7 protein-coding genes are annotated in these 19,381 nt (G+C 76.9%); 4 read left to right on the top strand and 3 right to left on the bottom strand.

All coding sequences use genetic code 11. The features are described from left to right. Window positions 1-221: 221 nt before the first annotated feature. From ACZ7LB_RS22290 to ACZ7LB_RS22280, 3 genes are read right to left on the bottom strand one after another with little or no spacing between them, the layout of a single operon-like run. A complete protein-coding gene (locus tag ACZ7LB_RS22290) occupies window positions 222-1,703 on the bottom strand; it encodes an AMP-binding protein (RefSeq protein ID WP_471470559.1) in 1,482 nt (493 codons plus the stop codon). Next, window positions 1,700-2,830, bottom strand: a complete 1,131-nt coding sequence (locus ACZ7LB_RS22285) for an acyl-CoA dehydrogenase family protein (protein ID WP_471470558.1) — start codon at window positions 2,828-2,830, stop codon at window positions 1,700-1,702. The genes ACZ7LB_RS22290 and ACZ7LB_RS22285 overlap by 4 nt, the downstream gene beginning before the upstream one ends. Next, window positions 2,815-3,591, bottom strand: coding sequence for a thioesterase II family protein (locus ACZ7LB_RS22280; RefSeq protein WP_471470556.1), 777 nt, complete (start codon window positions 3,589-3,591; stop codon window positions 2,815-2,817). Before ACZ7LB_RS22280 ends, ACZ7LB_RS22285 begins: the two co-directional genes overlap by 16 nt. Before the next feature lie 597 nt (window positions 3,592-4,188). On the opposite strand from ACZ7LB_RS22280, the gene ACZ7LB_RS22275 reads away from it, so the two are divergent. From ACZ7LB_RS22275 to ACZ7LB_RS22260, 4 genes are read left to right on the top strand one after another with little or no spacing between them, the layout of a single operon-like run. After that, on the top strand, window positions 4,189-4,473 hold the full coding sequence (locus ACZ7LB_RS22275) for an acyl carrier protein (RefSeq protein WP_161226145.1): 285 nt from the start codon (window positions 4,189-4,191) through the stop codon (window positions 4,471-4,473). 31 nt (window positions 4,474-4,504) lie between these two features. Continuing rightward, window positions 4,505-5,848 carry an NAD(P)/FAD-dependent oxidoreductase gene (locus tag ACZ7LB_RS22270; protein WP_471470554.1) on the top strand — a complete coding sequence of 448 codons (1,344 nt, stop codon included), beginning with the start codon at window positions 4,505-4,507 and terminating at the stop codon, window positions 5,846-5,848. Continuing rightward, window positions 5,845-14,571: a type I polyketide synthase gene (locus ACZ7LB_RS22265; protein ID WP_471470552.1), complete on the top strand. Its 8,727-nt coding sequence runs from the start codon at window positions 5,845-5,847 to the stop codon at window positions 14,569-14,571. The genes ACZ7LB_RS22270 and ACZ7LB_RS22265 overlap by 4 nt, the downstream gene beginning before the upstream one ends. Next, complete coding sequence (locus tag ACZ7LB_RS22260) at window positions 14,568-19,271, top strand: SDR family NAD(P)-dependent oxidoreductase (protein ID WP_471470550.1); 4,704 nt, start codon at window positions 14,568-14,570, stop codon at window positions 19,269-19,271. The genes ACZ7LB_RS22265 and ACZ7LB_RS22260 overlap by 4 nt, the downstream gene beginning before the upstream one ends. Window positions 19,272-19,381: the final 110 nt, after the last annotated feature.

Raw genomic sequence — 19,381 nt, 5'->3', positions numbered from 1 at the left:
AGGGGGCGCCGTCCGGCCGGGCGTGGGGAGAACGGCGCGGCCGGACACGGAAGGGGAGACGCGCCGCCCGGCCGGAACGGAAGGGAACGGTCACCCGCCCGGACGTGAGCGGGCCGCGCACCCGGCCGGGGACGGGGGAAGGGTCGTCACCCGGCCGGGCGTCAGGGGGCCTGCCCGGCCGGGCGGGGCAGCGGCGCCGTACCGGCCGGTGGCGCCGCCGGTCAGCGCGGTGGGCCCTGCGGCCGCAGCGCCTGTTTCAGCACGCGCCGGTCCGTCTTGCCGTTGTCGGTGCGCGGCAGTTCGCCCACCAGGCTCAGGGAGTCCGGCGTCATGTAGGACGGGAGCCGCTGCGCGCTCCACCGCTTGAGGTCCAGGAGGTCCGGCCCGGCGTCCGGCTCCGGGACGACCACGGCGTGCAGCCGCGCCTCCACGCCCTCGCCGTCCACCAGCACCGCCACCTCGCGCACCCGCGGATGGAGCCCCAGCGCCGCCTCGATCTCGCCGAGTTCCACCCGGTTCCCGCGGATCTTCACCATCTGGTCGCGCCGGCCCAGGTACTCCAGCAGCCCCTCGCCGTCCGCCTCGACCAGATCACCGGTGGCGTACGGGCCGTGCTGCGGCGGCCCGCCCCAGTAGCCCAGCATGACGGTCGGCCCCGAGACCAGCAGCTCGCGCCCGCGCCGCCCCGGCTCCGGCTCGCCCAGGTGCAGGGTGTCGCCGGAACAGGCGGTGCCGATGGGCAGCGCCCGCCCGGTCGCCAGGTCCGCGTCGCGCACCTCGTGGGAGGTGCACACATTGGTCTCGGTGGGCCCGTACCAGTTGAACAGCCGCACGTGCGGCCAGGCGTCCCGCAGCCGGCGCAGCGGCGCGGGCGGGAACGGCTCACCGGCGAAGACGCACACCCGCAGGGACGGCGGCGCGGGCCGCTCCAGCAGCCCGCCGCGCGTCATCAGCAGCGTCAGCGCGGACGGCACCGAGTACCAGACGGTCAGCTCGTGGCCGGTGACGAAGCCCAGCAGCTGCGCCGGGGCGTAGGCCAGGTGCTCGGGCACCAGATGGACGCTCGCCCCGGCCAGGAACGCCGCGTACAGGTCGAACACCGACAGGTCGAAGTTGAACGGCGCGTGGTTGGAGAGCCGGTCGTGCGGCCCGATGCCCAGCTCCCCGACGGCCCACCGCACGAACGACAGCGCGTTGCGGTGGCTCAGGCACACCCCCTTCGGGTCCCCCGTGGAGCCGGAGGTGAACAGGATGTACGCCGCGTCGTCCGGCGACCCGGTCACCGGCTCGGGCACCGGCACCCCCTCCGCGCCGGCGAGCAGCTCCCCGAAGACGGTGCACGGCAGGGCCTGGTCCCCGGCGTCGGCCGCGGCCTCGGCGCCCTCCTCGTCGGTGACCACCAGCACCGCCGTGCAGGCCGCGGCGATCCGGGCCACGCGCGGGGGCGGGTTGGCCGAGGACACCGGCACGTACAGCACGCCCGCCCGCAGACAGCCCTGCATCAGGGCCACCCCGTGCAGGCTCTTGGCCGCCCACAGCACCACGCGGTCACCGGGACGCGCCCCGCGGGCGGTGAGCGCGGCGGCGTAGCGGCCGGCCAGCCGGTCCAGGGCGGCGTAGTCCAGTTGCCCGTCGGGCGCGTCCACGGCCAGGGCGTGCGGTGTCCTGCGCGCCGCCTCGACGACCGGTTCGTACAGCCTCACAGTCCCAGCTCCCTGGCCGCGATCTCCTTCTGCATCTCCGAGGTGCCCGAGAACAGCACGGCCGGCACCGAGTCGCGCAGCATGGCCTCGATGCCGTCGTCGGCGAGGTAGCCGCGCCCGCCGAAGACCCGTACCGCGTCCAGGGCGCCGGCCACCGCGGCCTCGGAGACGGCGAGTTTGGCCAGCGCCACGGGCAGCACCGCGCGCTCTCCCCGGTCCATCTCCGCGCACGCCCGGTACAGCAGCAGCCGGGCGCCCTCCAGCCGCAGCCGCATGTCCACGATGCGGTGCGAGACCGCCTGGAACGAGCCGATCGGGCGGCCGGACTGGCGGCGCTCGCGGGCGAACCGGACGCACCGTTCGACCAGCCGGTCCAGCAGGCCGACGTACCCGGCGAACAGGCAGGCCCGTTCCCAGCCCATCGACGCCTGGAAGACCGCCGCGCCCGCCCCCGGCTGCCCCAGCACCTGCTCGTCGGGCACGAAGCAGTCCTCGAAGTCCACCGAGCCGGCCCGGCAGGACCAGAGGCCCATCTTGTCGAAGGGCCCGCTGCGGCGGACGCCGGGCGCGGACGCGTCGACCAGGAAGGCGGTCTGCCCCAGATGCCCCAGGTCCGGGTCGCTGGTGGCGTAGGTGACCAGGAGGTCGCAGACGGGGCCGTTGCTGACGAAGCTCTTGGTGCCGTCCAGGACCCATCCGCCCGGCACCTGACGGGCCGTCACCCGCAGGCGGGAGACGTCCGAGCCGGACTCCGGCTCCGTCATGGCGTTGCCCGCGACGGCCGCCCCCGAGACCAGGTCCGGCAGCCGGCCCTTCCGGACCGCGTCCGTGCCGTACGCCGCGACGGGCACCGAGCAGGCGAACTGGTGCGCGCTCGCGGCGAAGACCAGGCCGGTGTCGGTGCACGCCCGCCCGAACGCCTCGATCACCAGGGCGGTGTCCAGCGCGCCCAGCCCGCCGCCGCCGTACTCGGCGGGCAGGCAGGTGCCGAGCAGGCCCAGTTCGCCCATCGTGCGCCAGTCCTCACGGGCGAAGCCCGGCGGGCGCCCGGCGGGGAACGCCTCGGCGACCTGCCGCAGGACGCGGTCGCGGCGGGCGGACTGCTCCGCGCTCAGTTGGAAGTCCACGATGTCTCCTGGGGGTTCGGGGATGAGGCGGGGGCGCCGCGCCCGGCGGCCGGCGCGGTGCGGGCCAGCAGGCCGTCCAGACAGCGGTGCAGTTCGGGGGAGTCGAGGATCATGTGGCCGCCGCGGACCCGCGCCACCCGGCACGGCCCCGTCGTCTCCCGCTGCCAGGCGGCCAGCCCCGCCCCGTCCACGAGCGGGTCCAGATCGCCGGCCACCACCTGCACCGGACACGCCAGCGGCGCGGGCCCCGGCCACCGGTGGGTCTCGGCCATCTCCAGGTCGGCGCGCAGCGGCGGCAGGAAGACCTCCAGCAGCTCCGGGTTCTGCTCCACGGCGGGCAGGGTGCCCTGGAGGGCCCGCAGACCGCGCAGCAGCTCACCGGCGGGCGCGTCGTGCAGCGGCGCCCGGGGGTGCGGGACGCACGGGCCGTCGCGGCCGGAGACCGCCAGCGCCAGGGGCGCGTGACCGGCCCGGCCGGGAAGCCCGCGGGCCAGCGCGGCGGCCACCAGGCTGCCGAAGCTGTGCCCGAACAGCACGTACGGGCCGTCGACCACCGCGGCCAGCTCGCCGGCCAGCAGGTCCACCAGGGCGCCGAAGTCCCGGACGGGGGGTTCGGCGCGCCGCCGCCCGTGCCCGGGCAGTTCCACCGGCACCACCCGGGCGGCGCCGGCGAACCGGGCACGCCACGGATGGAACATCACCGCGCTGCCGCCCGCGTGCGGCAGGCACAGCAGCTGGGGAAGGGGCTGGGCGCGCAGCACTGCTCTCGACCTCCAGGAATCACCGGAACCAACCACCGGGGCACCACCGGAACACCGGGCGGGGGAGCGGCCACCGGGAAGTGCCCGGTCCGGCACCGCCCCGCCCTCTCCCCTCCGGCACCGGCCGGCCGTGTCCCGCCCGTGCCGCACCGGCAGGGCGCGGCCGCCGCCCCCCGGCGGTGACCGCGGGCGGGCGGACGCCCGCGTCGATCCTGACCGCTCGGGGCGCCCCGCGGCGACGGCCGCGGGTACTCATCCTTTCTGCCCTCCCCCCGCCCGCCGGCCCGCCCGGATCTCCCCCTTAGGTACGGAGAAGGGCCCCTGTGGACCCCCGGCAATTCATCACGTTGAGCGAAGCCCGGGCCCTGGGTCGCTGAGTACGGTTGGCCCCAGCCGACCGCACCCGGACCCCCGGCCGACCGCAGGGAACCCGCGGCCGGCCCGCCCGGAACGGCCTGCAGGAAACCGTCGGGACTCGGAGCCGACGGGTCCCAGTCCCCGCGCCCGCGGCGGCCGACCCCGCCCCGGCGGGACGCCCGCGGCGCGCGATCCGAGCCGTCACGCCGTATCCCCGCCCGGACCCCGGAGGCCGCAGGCATGCCCGAAGAGACCGTTGCCCAGGACGAGATCCTCGCCGAACTGAAGGCGTTCATCGAGGAGCGCTTCCTGCCCGAGGGGACAGCGGGCCTGGAGACCGACGCACCGCTGCTCCAGCTCGGCATCCTCACCTCGCTGAACACCACCGAGCTGATCGCCCGCATCCAGGAGCGGTACCGGCTGTACATCCCGCCCGAGCACATCGTCGGCCGCAACTTCAAGACGCTGGAGACCATCAGCGCCCTGGTCTTCCGGCTCCAGGGCGACCCCGCCGCGATGGCCTGACCCACCCCACACCGATCGCAGAGGAGCAGTCTTGTCCGCAGTCGACTACGACATCGGCATCATCGGCGGGGGCCCCGCGGGCTCCACGGCGGCCAGCTACCTGGCCCGGGCCGGCCTGTCCGTGGCGGTCTTCGAAGGCGAAACCTTCCCCCGCCCGCACGTCGGAGAGTCCCTGGTACCCGCCACCACCCCGGTGCTGCGCGACATCGGCGCCCTGGAACTCGTCGAACAGGCCGGCTTCCCCCGCAAGTTCGGGGCCGCCTGGACCTCCGCCGCCCCCAAGGGCATCCCCACCCTCGGATTCTCCGGCCTCTCCCACGGACTGGGCGCCGCCGAGATCGAGTTCGACGAACGCGACCAGCCCGGCGTCGAACAGGCCCACACCTACCACGTCGACCGCGGCAAGTTCGACCAGCTCCTCCTCCAGCACGCCGCGTCCTGCGGCGCCAAGGTCCTGGAGGACACCCGCATCGGCAGCGTCGACTTCTCCGGCGACAACCCGGTGCTGCGCCCCGTGCGCGGCGGCGCCGCCCACACCGTGCGCATGGTCGTCGACGCCAGCGGACGCGGCACCATGCTGGGCCGCCAGATGAAGCTGAAGGTGCCCGACCCGGTCTTCAACCAGTACGCGGTGCACACCTGGTTCGAGGGCCTGGACCGCAGCGCACTGTCGCACGACAAGAAGAAGGCCGACTACATCTTCATCCACTTCCTGCCGATCACCGACACCTGGGTGTGGCAGATCCCGATCACCGACACCATCACCAGCATCGGGGTCGTCACGCAGAAGAAGTACTTCACCGCCTCCAAGGACGACCTGGAGGGCTTCTTCTGGGACTGCGTCGGCAGCCGGCCGGAGCTGCGCAGCGCCCTGGAGGACTCCGAGCGGGTCCGCCCCTTCAAGGCCGAGGGCGACTACAGCTACGGCATGAAGGAGATCACCGGCGACAACTGGGTGCTCATCGGCGACGCCGCCCGCTTCGTCGACCCGATCTTCTCCAGCGGCGTGAGCGTCGCCCTCAACAGCGCCCGCATCGCCACCAAGGACATCATCGCCGCCGCCGAGGCCGGCGACTTCACCAAGCCCCGGTTCGCCGAGTACGAGCGCACCCTGCGCCGCGGCGTCGGCAACTGGTACGAGTTCATCAGCATCTACTACCGCCTCAACATCCTGTTCACGGCCTTCGTGCAGGACCCGAGGTACCGGCTCGACGTCCTGAAGATGCTCCAGGGCGACGTCTACGACGACGACGAGCCACGGGCGCTGGAAGCCATGCGCAGGATCGTCGCCGCGGTCGAGAGCGACCCCGACCACCTCTGGCACCAGCACCTCGGCAGCCTGACCACCCCCTCCGGGGCGGCACTGCTGAAATGACCTCCACAGCAGCCGACGCGGTGGCGATCGTCGGGGCGGGCTGCCGCTTCCCCGGCGGGGTGACGGGCCCGGACACCTTCTGGAGCCTGCTGCGGGACGGGACGGACGTCATCACCGAAGTCCCCCCCTCCCGCTGGGACCTGGCCGGCATCTACGACCCCGACCCGGACGCGCCCGGCCGCACCTACGCGCGCTGGGGCGGGTTCCTGCCGGACCCCGACCGCTTCGACGCGGGCTTCTTCGGCATCGCGCCGCGCGAGGCCCGCCAGATCGACCCCCAGCAGAGGCTGCTGATCGAGGTCGCCTGGGAGGCGCTCGAGAACGCCGGCATCGTGCCCGGCACCCTGGCCGGGACCCGCACCTCGGTGTGGTCCGGCGGACTCGGCGCCGACTACTTCCTGCGCCACGCGCAGGAGGCCGGCCGCACGGGCATCGACCCCTGGTACGCGTCGGGGAAGGAGGCGAGCTTCGGGCCCGGCCGGCTGTCCTACCTCCTGGGCCTGAACGGGCCGAGCGTCGCGCTCAGCACGGCCTGCTCCTCCTCCCTCGTCGCCGCCCACCTCGCCCGGCAGAGCCTGCTCACCGGCGAGTCGGACACCGCGCTGGTCGCCGGGGTCAACCTGCTCCTCGCCCCGGAACTGACCATCTTCATGTCCAAGGTCGGCGCGATGGCCCGCGACGGCCGCTGCAAGGTCTTCGACGCCGCCGCCGACGGCATCGTCCGCGGCGACGGATGCGCGGTCCTGGTCCTCAAGCGCCTGAGCGACGCCCGCGCCGACGGCGACCGGGTCCTCGCCGTCATCCGCGGCTCCGCCGTCAACCACGACGGACACAGCGCCGGCCTGACCGTGCCCAGCGCCGCCGCCCAGCAGAACCTGCTGCGCGACGCGCTGGCCGCCGCCGGCGCCGCCCCCGCCGACATCGGCTTCGTCGAGGCCCACGGCACCGGCACCCCGCTCGGCGACCCGCTGGAGATGAGCGCCCTGGCCCGGGTCCTGGGCGAGGGACGCGACCCGCGCACCCCGCTGCTGGTCGGCTCCCTCAAGACCAACCTCGGCCACACCGACGGCGCCGCCGGCGTCGCCGGACTGCTCAAGGCCGCGCTCACCGTCCACCACGGCCTGATCCCCCCCAACCTCCACCTGAACCGCCCCAGCCCGGCGATCCGCTGGGACCGCTGGCCGGTGCGCGTGCCCGTCGAACCGGTCCACTGGCCGCAGGACACCCCCCGCCTCGCCGGAGTGAGCGCCTTCGGCCTCAGCGGCACCAACGCCCATGTCGTCGTCGAGGCCCCCGCCCCCCGCACGCCACCCGCCGGGCCCGCCGCGCCCGGCACCGCCGGGACCCGCGTGCTCGCCCTGTCCGCCCGCTCCGGCGAGGCACTGCGCGAACTGGCCCGCGCCCACCGCGACCGCCTGCTGGCCCGCCCCGGCGACCCCGCCCCCTGGACCGCGGGCGCCGCCCGGCTGCGCACCCACCACGCCGAGCACCGGCTCGCCGTCACCGGCACCACCGCCGCCCACCTCGCCGCCGACCTCGACACCTTCCTCGCCGCCCCCGCCCCCGCCCCGCCCGACGGCACCGGCACCCCCCTGCCCGACGAGGAACCCGAACGCCTCCCGGTCTGCTTCGTCTACTCCGGACAGGGCGGGCAGTGGGCCGGAATGGGCCGCGAACTCCTCGACGCCGAACCCGTCTTCGCCGCCGCCCTGGACGAGGTCGACGCCCTCGTGCGGCAGGCCGCCGGATGGTCACCCGCCGCCGAACTGCGCGCCGGCGCCGGCCGCTCCCGGCTCGCCGACACCGAGATCGCCCAGCCCGCCGTCCTCGCCCTGCAGATCGCCGCCACCGCGCTGTGGCGCTCCTGGGGCATCGAACCCGCCGCCGTCATCGGCCACAGCATGGGCGAGATCACCGCCGCCCACGTCGCCGGCGCGCTGAGCCTGCCCGACGCGGTCCGCATCGCCGTCCACCGCGGACGCCTCCTGCAGCGCTCCGCCGGACAGGGCCGCATGGCCGCCGTCGCCCTGCCCGAGGACGAACTGCTGCCGCTGCTGGAGCCGTTCGGCGACGACCTCTGCCTGGCCGCCGTCAACAGCCCCTCCGCCGCCGTGGTGTCCGGCACCGCCGCCGCCGTGTCCGCCCTCACCGCCCGGCTGTCCGCCCGCGGCGTCACCTGCCGCGACATGCCCGGCACCTACGCCTTCCACAGCCCCCAGATGGACCCCCACCGGGCCGAACTGACCGCACTGCTGGACGGCCTGGCCCCCGACGGACCCACCCTGCCCCTGCTGCGCACCAGCGGCACCGCCCCCGACGGACCCGAACCCGCCCTCGACGCCTCCTGGTGGGGCCGCAACGTGCGCGAACCGGTCCGGTTCGCCGACGCCGCCGCCCGCGCCCTGGCCGCCGGACACCGCGTCTTCCTGGAGATCGGGCCGCACCCGGTGCTCACCCAGCCCCTCCTCCAGACCATGGCCGCCGCCGGCACCGACGGCCGGGTGGTGGCGACCCTGCGCCGCGACACCGACGCCGTGCGCACCTCCCGGGCCGCGCTCGCCGAGCTGTACACGGCGGGCGCCGACATCCGCTGGCGGCACGTCGAACCCGACCCCGACCCGGCACGCGACCTGCCCCGCTACCCCTGGCAGGGCGAACCGCTGTGGTTCGAGGTGCCCGGCGGCACCCCGGAGGAGATCCGGACACCCCCCGCCGCCCCCGCGCTGCCCGCCGAACTCCGCGGCGAACTGAGCCTGTTCGACACCGAGGGACGGCTCGTCGCCCGCACCGACGGACTGCGGCTGCTCACCGGCCACCCCGGCGGCCACCCGGCGGACGGGAACACCGCCGGCACCACCCCGGCCGGCGGCCGCCCGGCGGACGGGGCGCCCCGGCCCGCCGCGCAACCGGCCCCCGCCCGCCCGGACCGGGCCGCCCTGGCCGACCTCGTCGCCTCCTGCGCCGCCCGGGTCCTGGGCCTCGCCTCCCCGGCGGCGGTCGCCCGCGCCCGCGGCTTCGCCGACCTGGGCATGGACAGCCTCGGCGCCGTCGAGCTGTGCAAGGCCCTGGAACGCTCACTGGGCGTGCGGCTGCCGAGGACCGCGGCCTTCGACCACCCCACCGTGCGGCGCCTGACCGCCCACCTCGCCGACCTGCTCGACCGCCGGACACCCCCCGCCCCGGCCACTCCCGCCGCCCCGGCCGCCCTCGCTCCCGCCGCCCCGGACACCGCCACCACCGCCGGCGTCCCCGCGGCCGCCGTCCGGACCGGCCCGCCACCGGCGCCCGAGCCGATCGCCGTGGTCGGCGTCGGCTGCCGCTTCCCCGGCGGCGCCGACGGACCCGACGCCTACTGGCGGCTGCTCACCGACGGCGTGGACGCCGTCCGCCGGGCCCCCGAGGGCCGCTTCGACGACGCCCGGACCTGGTGGGGCGGATTCCTCGACGACCCCGCGGGCTTCGACGCCCCCTTCTTCCGCATCCCCCCGCGCGAGGCCCGGGTCATGGACCCCCAGCAGCGGATGTTCCTGGAGGTCGCCTGGGAGGCCCTGGAACACGCCGGCATCGCGCCCGCCTCCCTCGACGGCACCCGCACCGGCGTGTTCCTCGGCATGAACTCCACCGACTACGCCCAGCGCGTGGCCGCCCGCAGCGTCGACGCCTTCTACGGCACCGGCACCTCCTTCAGCGCCGCCCCCGGCCGCCTGTCCTACCTGCTCGGCCTGCGCGGCCCGAGCCTCGCCGTCGACACCGCCTGCTCCTCCTCCCTCGTCGCCATCCACCTGGCCGCGGCCAGCCTGCGCGCCGGGGAGAGCGACCTGGCCGTCGCCGCCGGCGTCAACCTCATCCTCGACACCACCATCCACCGCGCCAGCGGAGCGGCCGGAGCCCTGGCGGCCGACGGCCGCTGCAAGACCTTCGACGCCGCCGCCGACGGCTACACCCGCGGCGAGGGCTGCGGCGCCGTCGTCCTCAAACCGCTGTCCGCCGCCCGCCGCGACGGCGACCGGGTCCTGGCCCTCGTGCTCGGCTCGGCCGTCAACCAGGACGGCGCCAGCAGCGGCTTCACCGCCCCCAACGGCCCGGCCCAGGAGGAGCTGCTGCGCACCGCCCTCGCCGACGCCCGGGTGGAACCCGCCGACCTGGACTACGTCGAGGCCCACGGCACCGGCACCCCGCTCGGCGACCCCATCGAACTGAACGCCCTCGGCGCCGCCCTGCACGGACGGCCCGCCGGCCTCGGCCCGTGCCTGGTCGGCTCGGTGAAGACCAACATCGGCCACCTGGAGGCCGCCTCCGGCATCGCCGGACTGATCAAGACGGTCCTCGCACTGCACCACGGGACCCTCCCCGCCCACCTCCACTTCCACCGGCCGAGCCCCGCCGTCCCCTGGGACGAACTGCCCCTGCGGGTGCCCACCGCCACCCGCCCCTGGCCGCGCGGCGGCCGCCGCCGCGTCGCGGGCGTCAGCGCCTTCGGGTTCAGCGGCACCAACGCCCACGTCGTCCTCGCCGAAGCCCCCGCCGGCCCGCCCGCCCCCGACACGGCCCCCGCCGCGGCGGACCCGCAGGCCCCCGGCACCGCCGCCCCCCAGCTCCTCACCCTGTCCGCCGCCTCCCCCCGCGCCCTGCGCGCCCGCGCCGCCGCCCACCGCGACCTGCTGACCGCACCGGACGCGCCCGGCGCCGCCGACCTCGCCGCCACCCTCGCCCTGCGCCGCTCCCACCTGGACCACCGCCTGGCCGTCGTCGGCCGCGACCGCGCCGAACTCGCCGACCGCCTCGACGCCTTCGCCGAGGGCCGCGACGCCCCCGGAACCGTCCTCGCCCGCGCCGCCGAGCGGGACCGCGGACCGGTCTTCGTCTTCTCCGGCCACGGCTCCTACTGGCCCGGCATGGCCCGCCCGCTCGCCCTGCGCAACCCGGCCTTCCGCGCCGCGCTCGACGGGGCCGACCGCGCCCTGTCCGCCTTCCTCGACTGGTCACCCGCCGCGACCATCGCCGCCGGCGCCGAACCCGCCGACGAACTCGACCGCCAGATCCTGCTGTTCGCCGTCCAGCACGCCCTCGTCGCAGCCTGGGACGACCTCGGCGTGCGGCCCGCCGCCGTCATCGGCCACAGCATGGGCGAGGTCTCCGCCGCCCTGTGCGCGGGCGCCCTGGACCTGCCCCGCGCCGCCGAGGTGATGGTCCGCCGCACCCGCCTGCTGCGCTCCCTGGTCGGCCTGGGCGGCATGGCCGTCGTCGGCCTCGACGCCGACGCCACCGCCCGCGAGATCGCCCGCCACGGCGACCGGCTGTGCGTCGCCATCGTCAACAGCCGCGCCTCCACCGTCGTCTCCGGCGAGAGCGCCGCCCTCGCCGAACTGGCCGCCACCCTCAAGGAACGCAACGTCTTCTGCCGCATGGTGGACGCCGGGGGCCCCGCACACAGCCCCTGGGTCGAACCCCTGCGCGCCGAACTCGTCGAGGCGCTCACCGGACGGCTCGACCCCGCGCCCCCGCGCGTGCCCCTGTACTCCTCGGTGGACGGCGCCGTCACCGGCCGCCCGATGGACGCCCGCTACTGGGGCGACAACCTGCGCATGCCCGTCCGGTTCGCCGACGCCGTGCGCGCCGCCGCCCGCGACGGCCACGACACCTTCGTCGAACTGTCCGCGCACCCGGTCCAGCTCACCCCGATCGAACAGGAACTGCGCGCCGACGGCACCGAGGGACTGCTCGTCCCCTCACTGGTGCGCGGCGAGGACGGCGAGAGCGCCCTGCTGACCGCCTTCGGCGCCCTGCACACGGGCGGCGCCGCCGTCGACTGGCACCGGCTCCACCCCCGCCCCCGGGGCCCCGTCACCACCCCCGGCTACCCCTGGGAGCACCGCCGCTACTGGGTGGAGGGACGGCCGGCCACGGCCGGCACCGGCCACCCGCTGACCGCCCGCACCGTGCGCACCGGCGGGACCACCGTGGTCGAGGCCGACCTGGACGCGGAACTCGTCACCGCGCTCGGCGCCGACCCCGCCGCCGACCCGCCCCTGGTGCCCCCCGCCGCCTGGCTGGAGCTGGCGGTCGCCGCCGCCCGCACGGCCCTCGGCGGCGACCGCACCGTCCGGCTCACCGGCGTCACCCTCGGCACCGCCCTGCCCGCACCCGCCGCCGACGGCACCCGCACCGCCGCCCTGACCCTGACCCGCTCCCCGGACGCCCCCGGCGCCCACCGCTTCGAGATCACCGCCCCGGACGGCGACCGCCCGCTCAGCCTGGCCGCCGGGACCGCCCTCCCGGCCGGCCCGCGCGGCCCCGCCCCCGCGGCCACCGGCACCGAGGCCGGCGCCGGACTGCGCGCCCGCGCCGCCGCGCTCGCCGGGACCGCGGCCGAGGTCCTCTCGGTGCGCACCGACGGCGACCGGATCCGGTGCGAACTGCGCCGCGCCCCGGCCGCCATGCGCTGGCACCTGGCCCCCGACCTCGCCGGGATCGCCCTCGGGGCCCCCGCGCTGCTCACCCCCGGCGACCCCGCACCCGGCACCGCCCCGGCCGCCCCGGCCGGCTCGGTGGACTCGGTCACCGTGCACGGCGTGCCCGGCGAGCACGTCGTCCTCCACATCACCCCCGCCGCCCCGGGGAAGGACACCGGACCCGCCCCGGCGGCCGACGTGCTGATCGCCGACCCGGACGGCCGCCCCCTGGCCGAACTGACCGGCATCCGCCCGGCCGCCCCCGCCGCGCACCGCCCGGACCCGGACACCGACCGCCGCCACGCCGCGCACGTGCACGTCCCCGGCTGGCAGGAACTGCCCGCCACCGGACCCGGACCCGCCACAGCCGGGGCGGAGCCCGCGGCCGGCCCGCCCGGCGGCGCGCCGGTACCGGCGCCGCCCGCCCCCGGCACGGTCCTGCTCCTCGCGGACGCCTCCGGCGTCGCCGACGCGCTCGCCACCGCACTGACCCGGCGCGGAACACCGGTGCGCCTGCTGCCCCCCGGCCCGGCCGGCGGACTGCGCGAACGGCTCGGCACCGCCCTGCGGGACCTGGCCGCCGGACCCGGCTGCGCCGCCGTGGTGCACCTGTCCGGACTCGACCTGCCCCAGGACCCGGTGCCCGACGCGGCCGCCGTCGCCGGGGCGTGCGCGGCGGCCCCGGACGCCACCGCCGCCGTGGCGGCGGCCGGCGCCGGCGCCCGGCTGTGGTGGGTGACCCGCGGCGCCGTGGCCGTCGACGACCTGGAGGAACCGTCCCCCGCCCAGGCCGCGCTGCGCCGGGCCGCGGTGGTCGCCGGAGTCGAACAGCCCACCGCCTGGGGCGCCGTCCTCGACCTGGACCCGCTCAGCGCCGGCCCCCGCGCCGACGCCGACGCCGTCCTCGCCGAACTCGGCCGCCACCCCGCCCCCGGCGGCCCCGCCGAGGACCGGCTCGCGCTGCGCCGCGGCCGGAGACTGGCCGCACGGGTGCTGCCTGCCCCCGCCCCGGCCGCGCCCCCCGCACCGGTGCGGCTGGACCCGGCCCGCGCCTACCTCGTGGCCGGCACCGCCGGACCGCTCGCCGCACAGGTCGCCGGATGGCTCACCGCACGCGGCGCCGGACAGGTGCTGAGCGTCCCCCGGATCGAGGGAGCCGCACACGCCGTACGGCTCCTGGAGGAGCAGGCCGCCGCAGGCCGCCCGGTCGGCGGCATCGTGTGGCTGGGAGCCGACTGGAACCTGCCCTCCGGCACCGCGCCCGACGCCCGCGCCCTGGAGGAGGCGCTCACCGCCCGCGCGAACGGCGCGTGGCTGCTCCACCGGGCGTGCCGCCGGACCGGCACCGAGCCCGGCCTGTTCCAGGTGTGGAGCACCGTGGCCGGAAGCTGGGGCGCCATCGGCGCCGGGACACAGGCCCCGGTCGACGCCGTGCTGACCGCGCTCGTCGCCCACCGCAGGTCCCGCGGACTGCCCGCCACCTCCGTGGCCTGGGCACCCTGGAGCGACGTCGGCCTGCTCGACCGGGACAGCGCCCAGCGGCTGACCCGCAGCGGCATGACCCCGTTCACGGCCGCCACCGCCCGGGAACTCCTCGACCGGGTCACCGCGTCCGGCCACCCCGCCGCCGAGATCGCCGACGTCGACTGGGGACTGCTGCTGCCGCTCTACCGGCAGGCACTGCCGTTCCCCCTGTTCGACGCCCTGGCCGAACGGGAGCGGTCCGCCCCCGGCGACGCCGACGCCCTGCTGGACAAGCTGCGCACCCTGCCCGCCGACGCCCGCGCCGACCTGGTGCTCGACTGCGTGCTGGAGGAGGTCGCGGTGGTCCTCGGCCTGGACGGACAGGACGAACTGGAGCCGCGCCAGGGCTTCTTCGAGCTGGGACTGAACTCCATCACCGCCCTGGAGATGAAGGTCAGGCTGGAACGCCGGTTCGGCTGCCCGCTGCCGGCGACGCTGGCCTTCGAACACCCCAACGGGCAGGCACTCGCCGCCTTCCTGGCCACCGAGGTGACCGGAGCGGACACCCCGCCGGTGACCGGAGCGGACACCCCGCCCCCCGCCGCACCACCGCCCCCCGCCGGCCCGTCCCGGCCCACCGGGCCCCCCGCCGCCGACCCCGACGGCACCGCGGCCCCCGACCTCGCCGCCCCCGTCCCCGACGGCGCCCCGGACGGTCCGGCCGCCGGTGACCTGGACGACCTGACCGCCCGGCTCGAAGCCGAACTGGCGGCCGCCACCGAGCTGTTCGAGCAGGAGGAACGATGAACCCACCCACCGCCGCCACCGGCGACGTGCGGGCCCTGCTCGCCCAGGCCGCCCGCACCATCTCCACCCTGCGCGCCACGGTGGAGGAACAGCGGGCCGCCCGGCACGCCCCCGTCGCCGTCGTCGGCATCGGCTGCCGCTTCCCCGGCGGCGCGGACTCGCCCGAGGCCATGTGGCGGATGCTCGGCCGGGGAACCGACGCCATCGGCCCCTTCCCCCAGGACCGCTGGGACACCACCCCCTACTACGACCCCGACCCCGGGACACCCGCCACCGCCTACGTCCTGGACGGCGGCTTCCTCGACCGCGTCGACACCTTCGACTCCGCCCTGTTCGGCATCGCGCCCGCCGAGGCCGCCGGCATGGACCCGCAGCAGCGCATCGCCCTCGAAGTGGCCTGGCAGGCCCTGGAGGACGCCGCGATCCCCCCGGACGGCCTCGACGGCTCACGCACCGGCGTCTTCATGGGCGTCAGCACCAGCGACTACGTCCGCATGCGCCAGCAGTTCGGCGCCCCCGAGGGCATCGACGCCTACCAGATCCTCGGCGAGAACAGCTTCATCGCCGGCCGCATCGCCCACACCCTCGGCCTGCGCGGCCCCGCCCAGGTCGTCGACACCGCCTGCTCCTCCTCCCTCCTCGCGGTCCGCCAGGCCTGCCAGTCACTGCGCCAGGGCGAGACCGACCTCGCCCTCGCCGGCGGCGTCAACGTCATCCTCTCGCCCTACGGCTTCGTCCTGGTCAGCAAGGCCGGGGCGGTCGCCCGCGACGGACGCTGCAAGACCTTCGACGCCACCGCCGACGGCTACGGACGCGGCGAGGGCTGCGGCGTCGTGGTCCTCAAACGCCTGTCCGACGCCCTCACCGACGGCGACCGCGTCCTGGCCGTGATCCGCGGCGGCGCCGTCAACCACGACGGACACGCCAGCGGCATCTCCGTACCCAGCGCCCAGGCCCAGCAGGACGTGATCACCGCCGCGCTGGAGGACGCCGGACTGCCCGCCGGACAGGTCGGGTACGTCGAGGCCCACGGCACCGGCACCCCCCTCGGCGACCCCATCGAACTGCGCAGCCTGCACCAGGTCCTGGGCAGCCGGCGACCGGACGGACACCCCCTGCTCGTCGGCTCGGTGAAGACCAACATCGGCCACCTGGAGGCCGCCGCCGGCATCGCCGGACTGATCAAGGCCGTGCTCGCGGTCCGGCACGGACAGATCCCCGCCAGCCTCCACTTCCGCACCCCCAACCCCAACGTGGACTGGGACCGGCTGCACCTGACCGTCGCCGCCGAGCACACCCCCTGGCCCGCCGACGGACAGCCCCGCGTCGCCGGCGTGAGCTCCTTCGGAGCCAGCGGCACCAACGTCCACCTGCTGGTCGAGGAACCGCCCGCCCCCCGCCCGGCCACCGACACCCCCCGGGCGGACCCCCTCCCCGCCCGCCCGGCCGAACTCGTCGTCCTCTCCGCCCGCGGCGAGGACGCCCTGCGGGAACTCGCCGGCCACTGGGCAGCCCACCTCGACGCCCACCCCGCCACCCCCCTGCCCGCCGTCGCCCGCACCGCCGCCACCGCACGCGCCGCACAACGCCTGCGCGCCGCCTTCACCGCCACCACCCTGCCCGGCCTCACCGCCCGCCTGCGCGCCTTCGCCGACGGCGAGGGCCCCGCCCCGCGCCGCGCCCGCCGGCCCCAGCGCGCCAAGGCCGCCTTCCTCTTCCCCGGCCAGGGCACCCAGTACGCCGGAATGGGCCGGCAGCTCCACGACACCGAACCCGTCTTCCGCCGGGCGTTCGACCGCTGCGCCGACCTGCTCGCCACCGACGGCGAACCCTCCCTGCACGACGTGGTGTTCGCCCCCGACGGCGACGAACTGGCCCGCACCGCCTGGACCCAGCCGGCCCTGTTCGCCGTCGAGTACGCCCTGGCCGAACTCTGGCAGTCCTGGGGCGTACGGCCGTCCGCCCTGATCGGGCACAGCGTGGGGGAGTACGCCGCCGTCTGCGTCGCCGGCGCCGTCGACCTGCCCGACGCCCTGCGCCTGATCGCCCTGCGCGGCCGGCTGATGGAGAGCGTGCGCACCCCCGGCGCCATGCTCGCCCTGCCCCTCGGCGAGGAGGACGCCCTGCGCGCCATCGGCCCGCGCACCGACCGCGTCTCGCTCGCCGCCGTCAACGGCCCCCGCGACACCGTCCTGTCCGGCGCGGCCGACGCCATCGAGGAGATCGCCGCCGAACTCGCCGCCGACGGCGTCACCGGCCGCCGCCTCGCCGTCTCGCACGCCTTCCACTCACCCCTGCTCGACCCCGTCCTCGCCCCCCTCCGGGAGGCCGCCGCCGCCATCGGGTTCCACGAGCCGCGCATCCCCGTCTACTCCAACCTCACCGGACAGGCACTGGACCGCGCCACCCTCGCCGACCCCGCCTACTGGACCCGGCACGCCCGCCTGCCGGTCCGCTTCCACCAGGGACTGCTCGCGCTCGCCCGCTCCGGCGCGGGCGCGCTCATCGAGACCGGCCCCGGCCGCACCCTCCTCGGCCTCACCGCCCGCACCCTGCCCGACCAGGACACCGACCCCCTGCTCCGGCTCCCCTCCCTGCGCCGCGGCACACCGGAGAACACCCAGATCCTGGACAGCCTCGGCGAACTGTTCACCTGGGGCGCCCCCGTCGACCTCACCGCCCTGCACACCCCCGACACCCCCCGCCACGTCCCCCTGCCCACCTACGCCTTCCAGCGCCGCCCCCTGTCCTACCCCCTCGCCCCGGCCACCGCCCCCACCGCCCCGGCCACCCCCGACACCGCACCCGGCACCCCCGCCGGCACCGCCGGCACCCTGCGCTACACCGTCACCTGGCAGCAGGCCCCCGCCCCGGCCACCGACGAGGCCCCGGCCGGCCGCACCCTGCTCCTCGCCGACTCCGGCGGCATCGCCCAGGACCTGGCCGCCCGCCTCACCGCCCGCGGCGGCACGGTCGTCACCGCCCGGCTCACCACCGCCGCCGGCCCCGCGCCCGGCCCCCTGACCGTCCCCGCCGGCGACCCCGCCCGGCTGCGCGCCCTGCTCACCGAACACGCCCCGCTGGACCGCGTGGTCCACCTGGCCTCCCTCGACGTCCCCCCGGGCGACACGGCCACCGCCGCCGACCTCGCCCTGGCCCGCGCCACCGGCCCGGAGACCGCCGTCCACCTGCTCCAGGCACTCGCCGACGGCACCGCCGCCGGCCCCGACGGCCCGGCGCGGCTCTGGCTCGTCACCCGGGGCGCCCAGAGCGCCCGCGAGAAGGACGACACCGCCGGACTCGCCGGCACCATGCTCATCGGCCTGGGCAAGGTCGCCGCCCTCGAACAGCCCGCCCTCTGGGGCGCCAGCATCGACCTCGACCCCGACGACGACGCGGCCGCCGGCCTCACCGCGGAACTGCTGCACCCCGGCGAGGAGGACGAGATCGCCCTGCGGGCCGGCGAACGCCTCGTCCCCCGCCTCACCCCCCGGCCGCCCGCGGACACCACCCCCGACACCGCACCGCCCGCCCTGCGCCCCGACGCCTCCTACCTCGTCACCGGCGGCCTCGGCGGCCTCGGCCTGACCCTCGCCGCATGGCTCGCCGACCGCGGCGCCCGCCACATCGTCCTCACCGGACGCTCCGGACTGCCACCGCGCGACCAGTGGGACACCCTCACCGCCACCGGGCCCTCCGCCGCCCCCCACGACCCGGCCGCCGACCGCGTCCGCGCCGTACGCGCCCTGGAACACCGCGGCGTCCGCGTCACCGTCGCCCGCGCCGACGTCACCGACGAACCCGCCATGCGCGACCTCCTCACCGCCGCCGCCGCCGAGGGCCGCCCCGTACGGGGCGTCGTGCACGCCGCCGGACTCGCCGGAGCACAGAACATCGACGAGGCCGACCCCGCCGAACTCCACGCCGTCCTGCGGCCCAAGGTCGAGGGCGCCTGGACCCTCCACCGGCTGCTGGACGGGAACGAACCGGACTTCCTCGTCCTGATGTCCTCCATCGCCTCCGTCTGGGGATCGGCCCACCTGGCCGCCTACGCCGCCGCCAACCGCTTCCTGGACGGCCTGGCCGCCCACCGCCGGGCCACCGGCCGCCCCGCGCTCAGCATCAGCTGGGGACCCTGGAACATCGCCAGCGGCCTCGGCGGCGACGACCTCCTGGCCCGCCTGGAAGCCCTCGGCCTGCGCGCCCTGGACGCCCGCACCGGACTGGACCAGCTCGGCGCCCTGATGCGCGAGGACCACGCCCACGCGGTGGTCTCCGGCACCGACTGGGACACCCTCAAACCCCTCCTGGAATCCCGCCGCGCCCGCCCCCTGCTGGCCGGCATCCGCGCCGCCGGACCCGGCGGCCCCGGCACCGCCCCCTCCCCGCTGCTCACCCACGTCCTCACCGCCCCGCCCGACCGGCACGAGGACCTCCTCGACACCTACGTCCGCGACACCCTCGCCGACCAGCTCGGCGTGGCACGCGCCGAGATCACCGACGACATCGACCTGCTCGACATGGGCCTCGACTCCCTCGGCGTCAGCCAGCTCATCACCCGCTACCGCAAGGACCTCGCCCTGCGCCTGGAACCGCGGCCCTTCTTCGAGATCCCGGCCATCGGCTGGGGACGGCTCCTCGCCGGGGAAGTCGCCCGCCAGCACCCCGCACCCCCTGACCCCGCACCCCGCACCCCCTGACCCCGACCCCCGAACCCGCGCCCCGCGCCCGGCCGCCCCGACGGCACCGCCCACGACCGGCACCGCACCGGCCGGCCGGCCGCACACCGGACCGGCAGCACCAGAACGAA

Source organism: Streptomyces sp. NPDC107521, from assembly GCF_055598485.1.
This window is presented reverse-complemented; position numbering and strand designations above follow the sequence as displayed.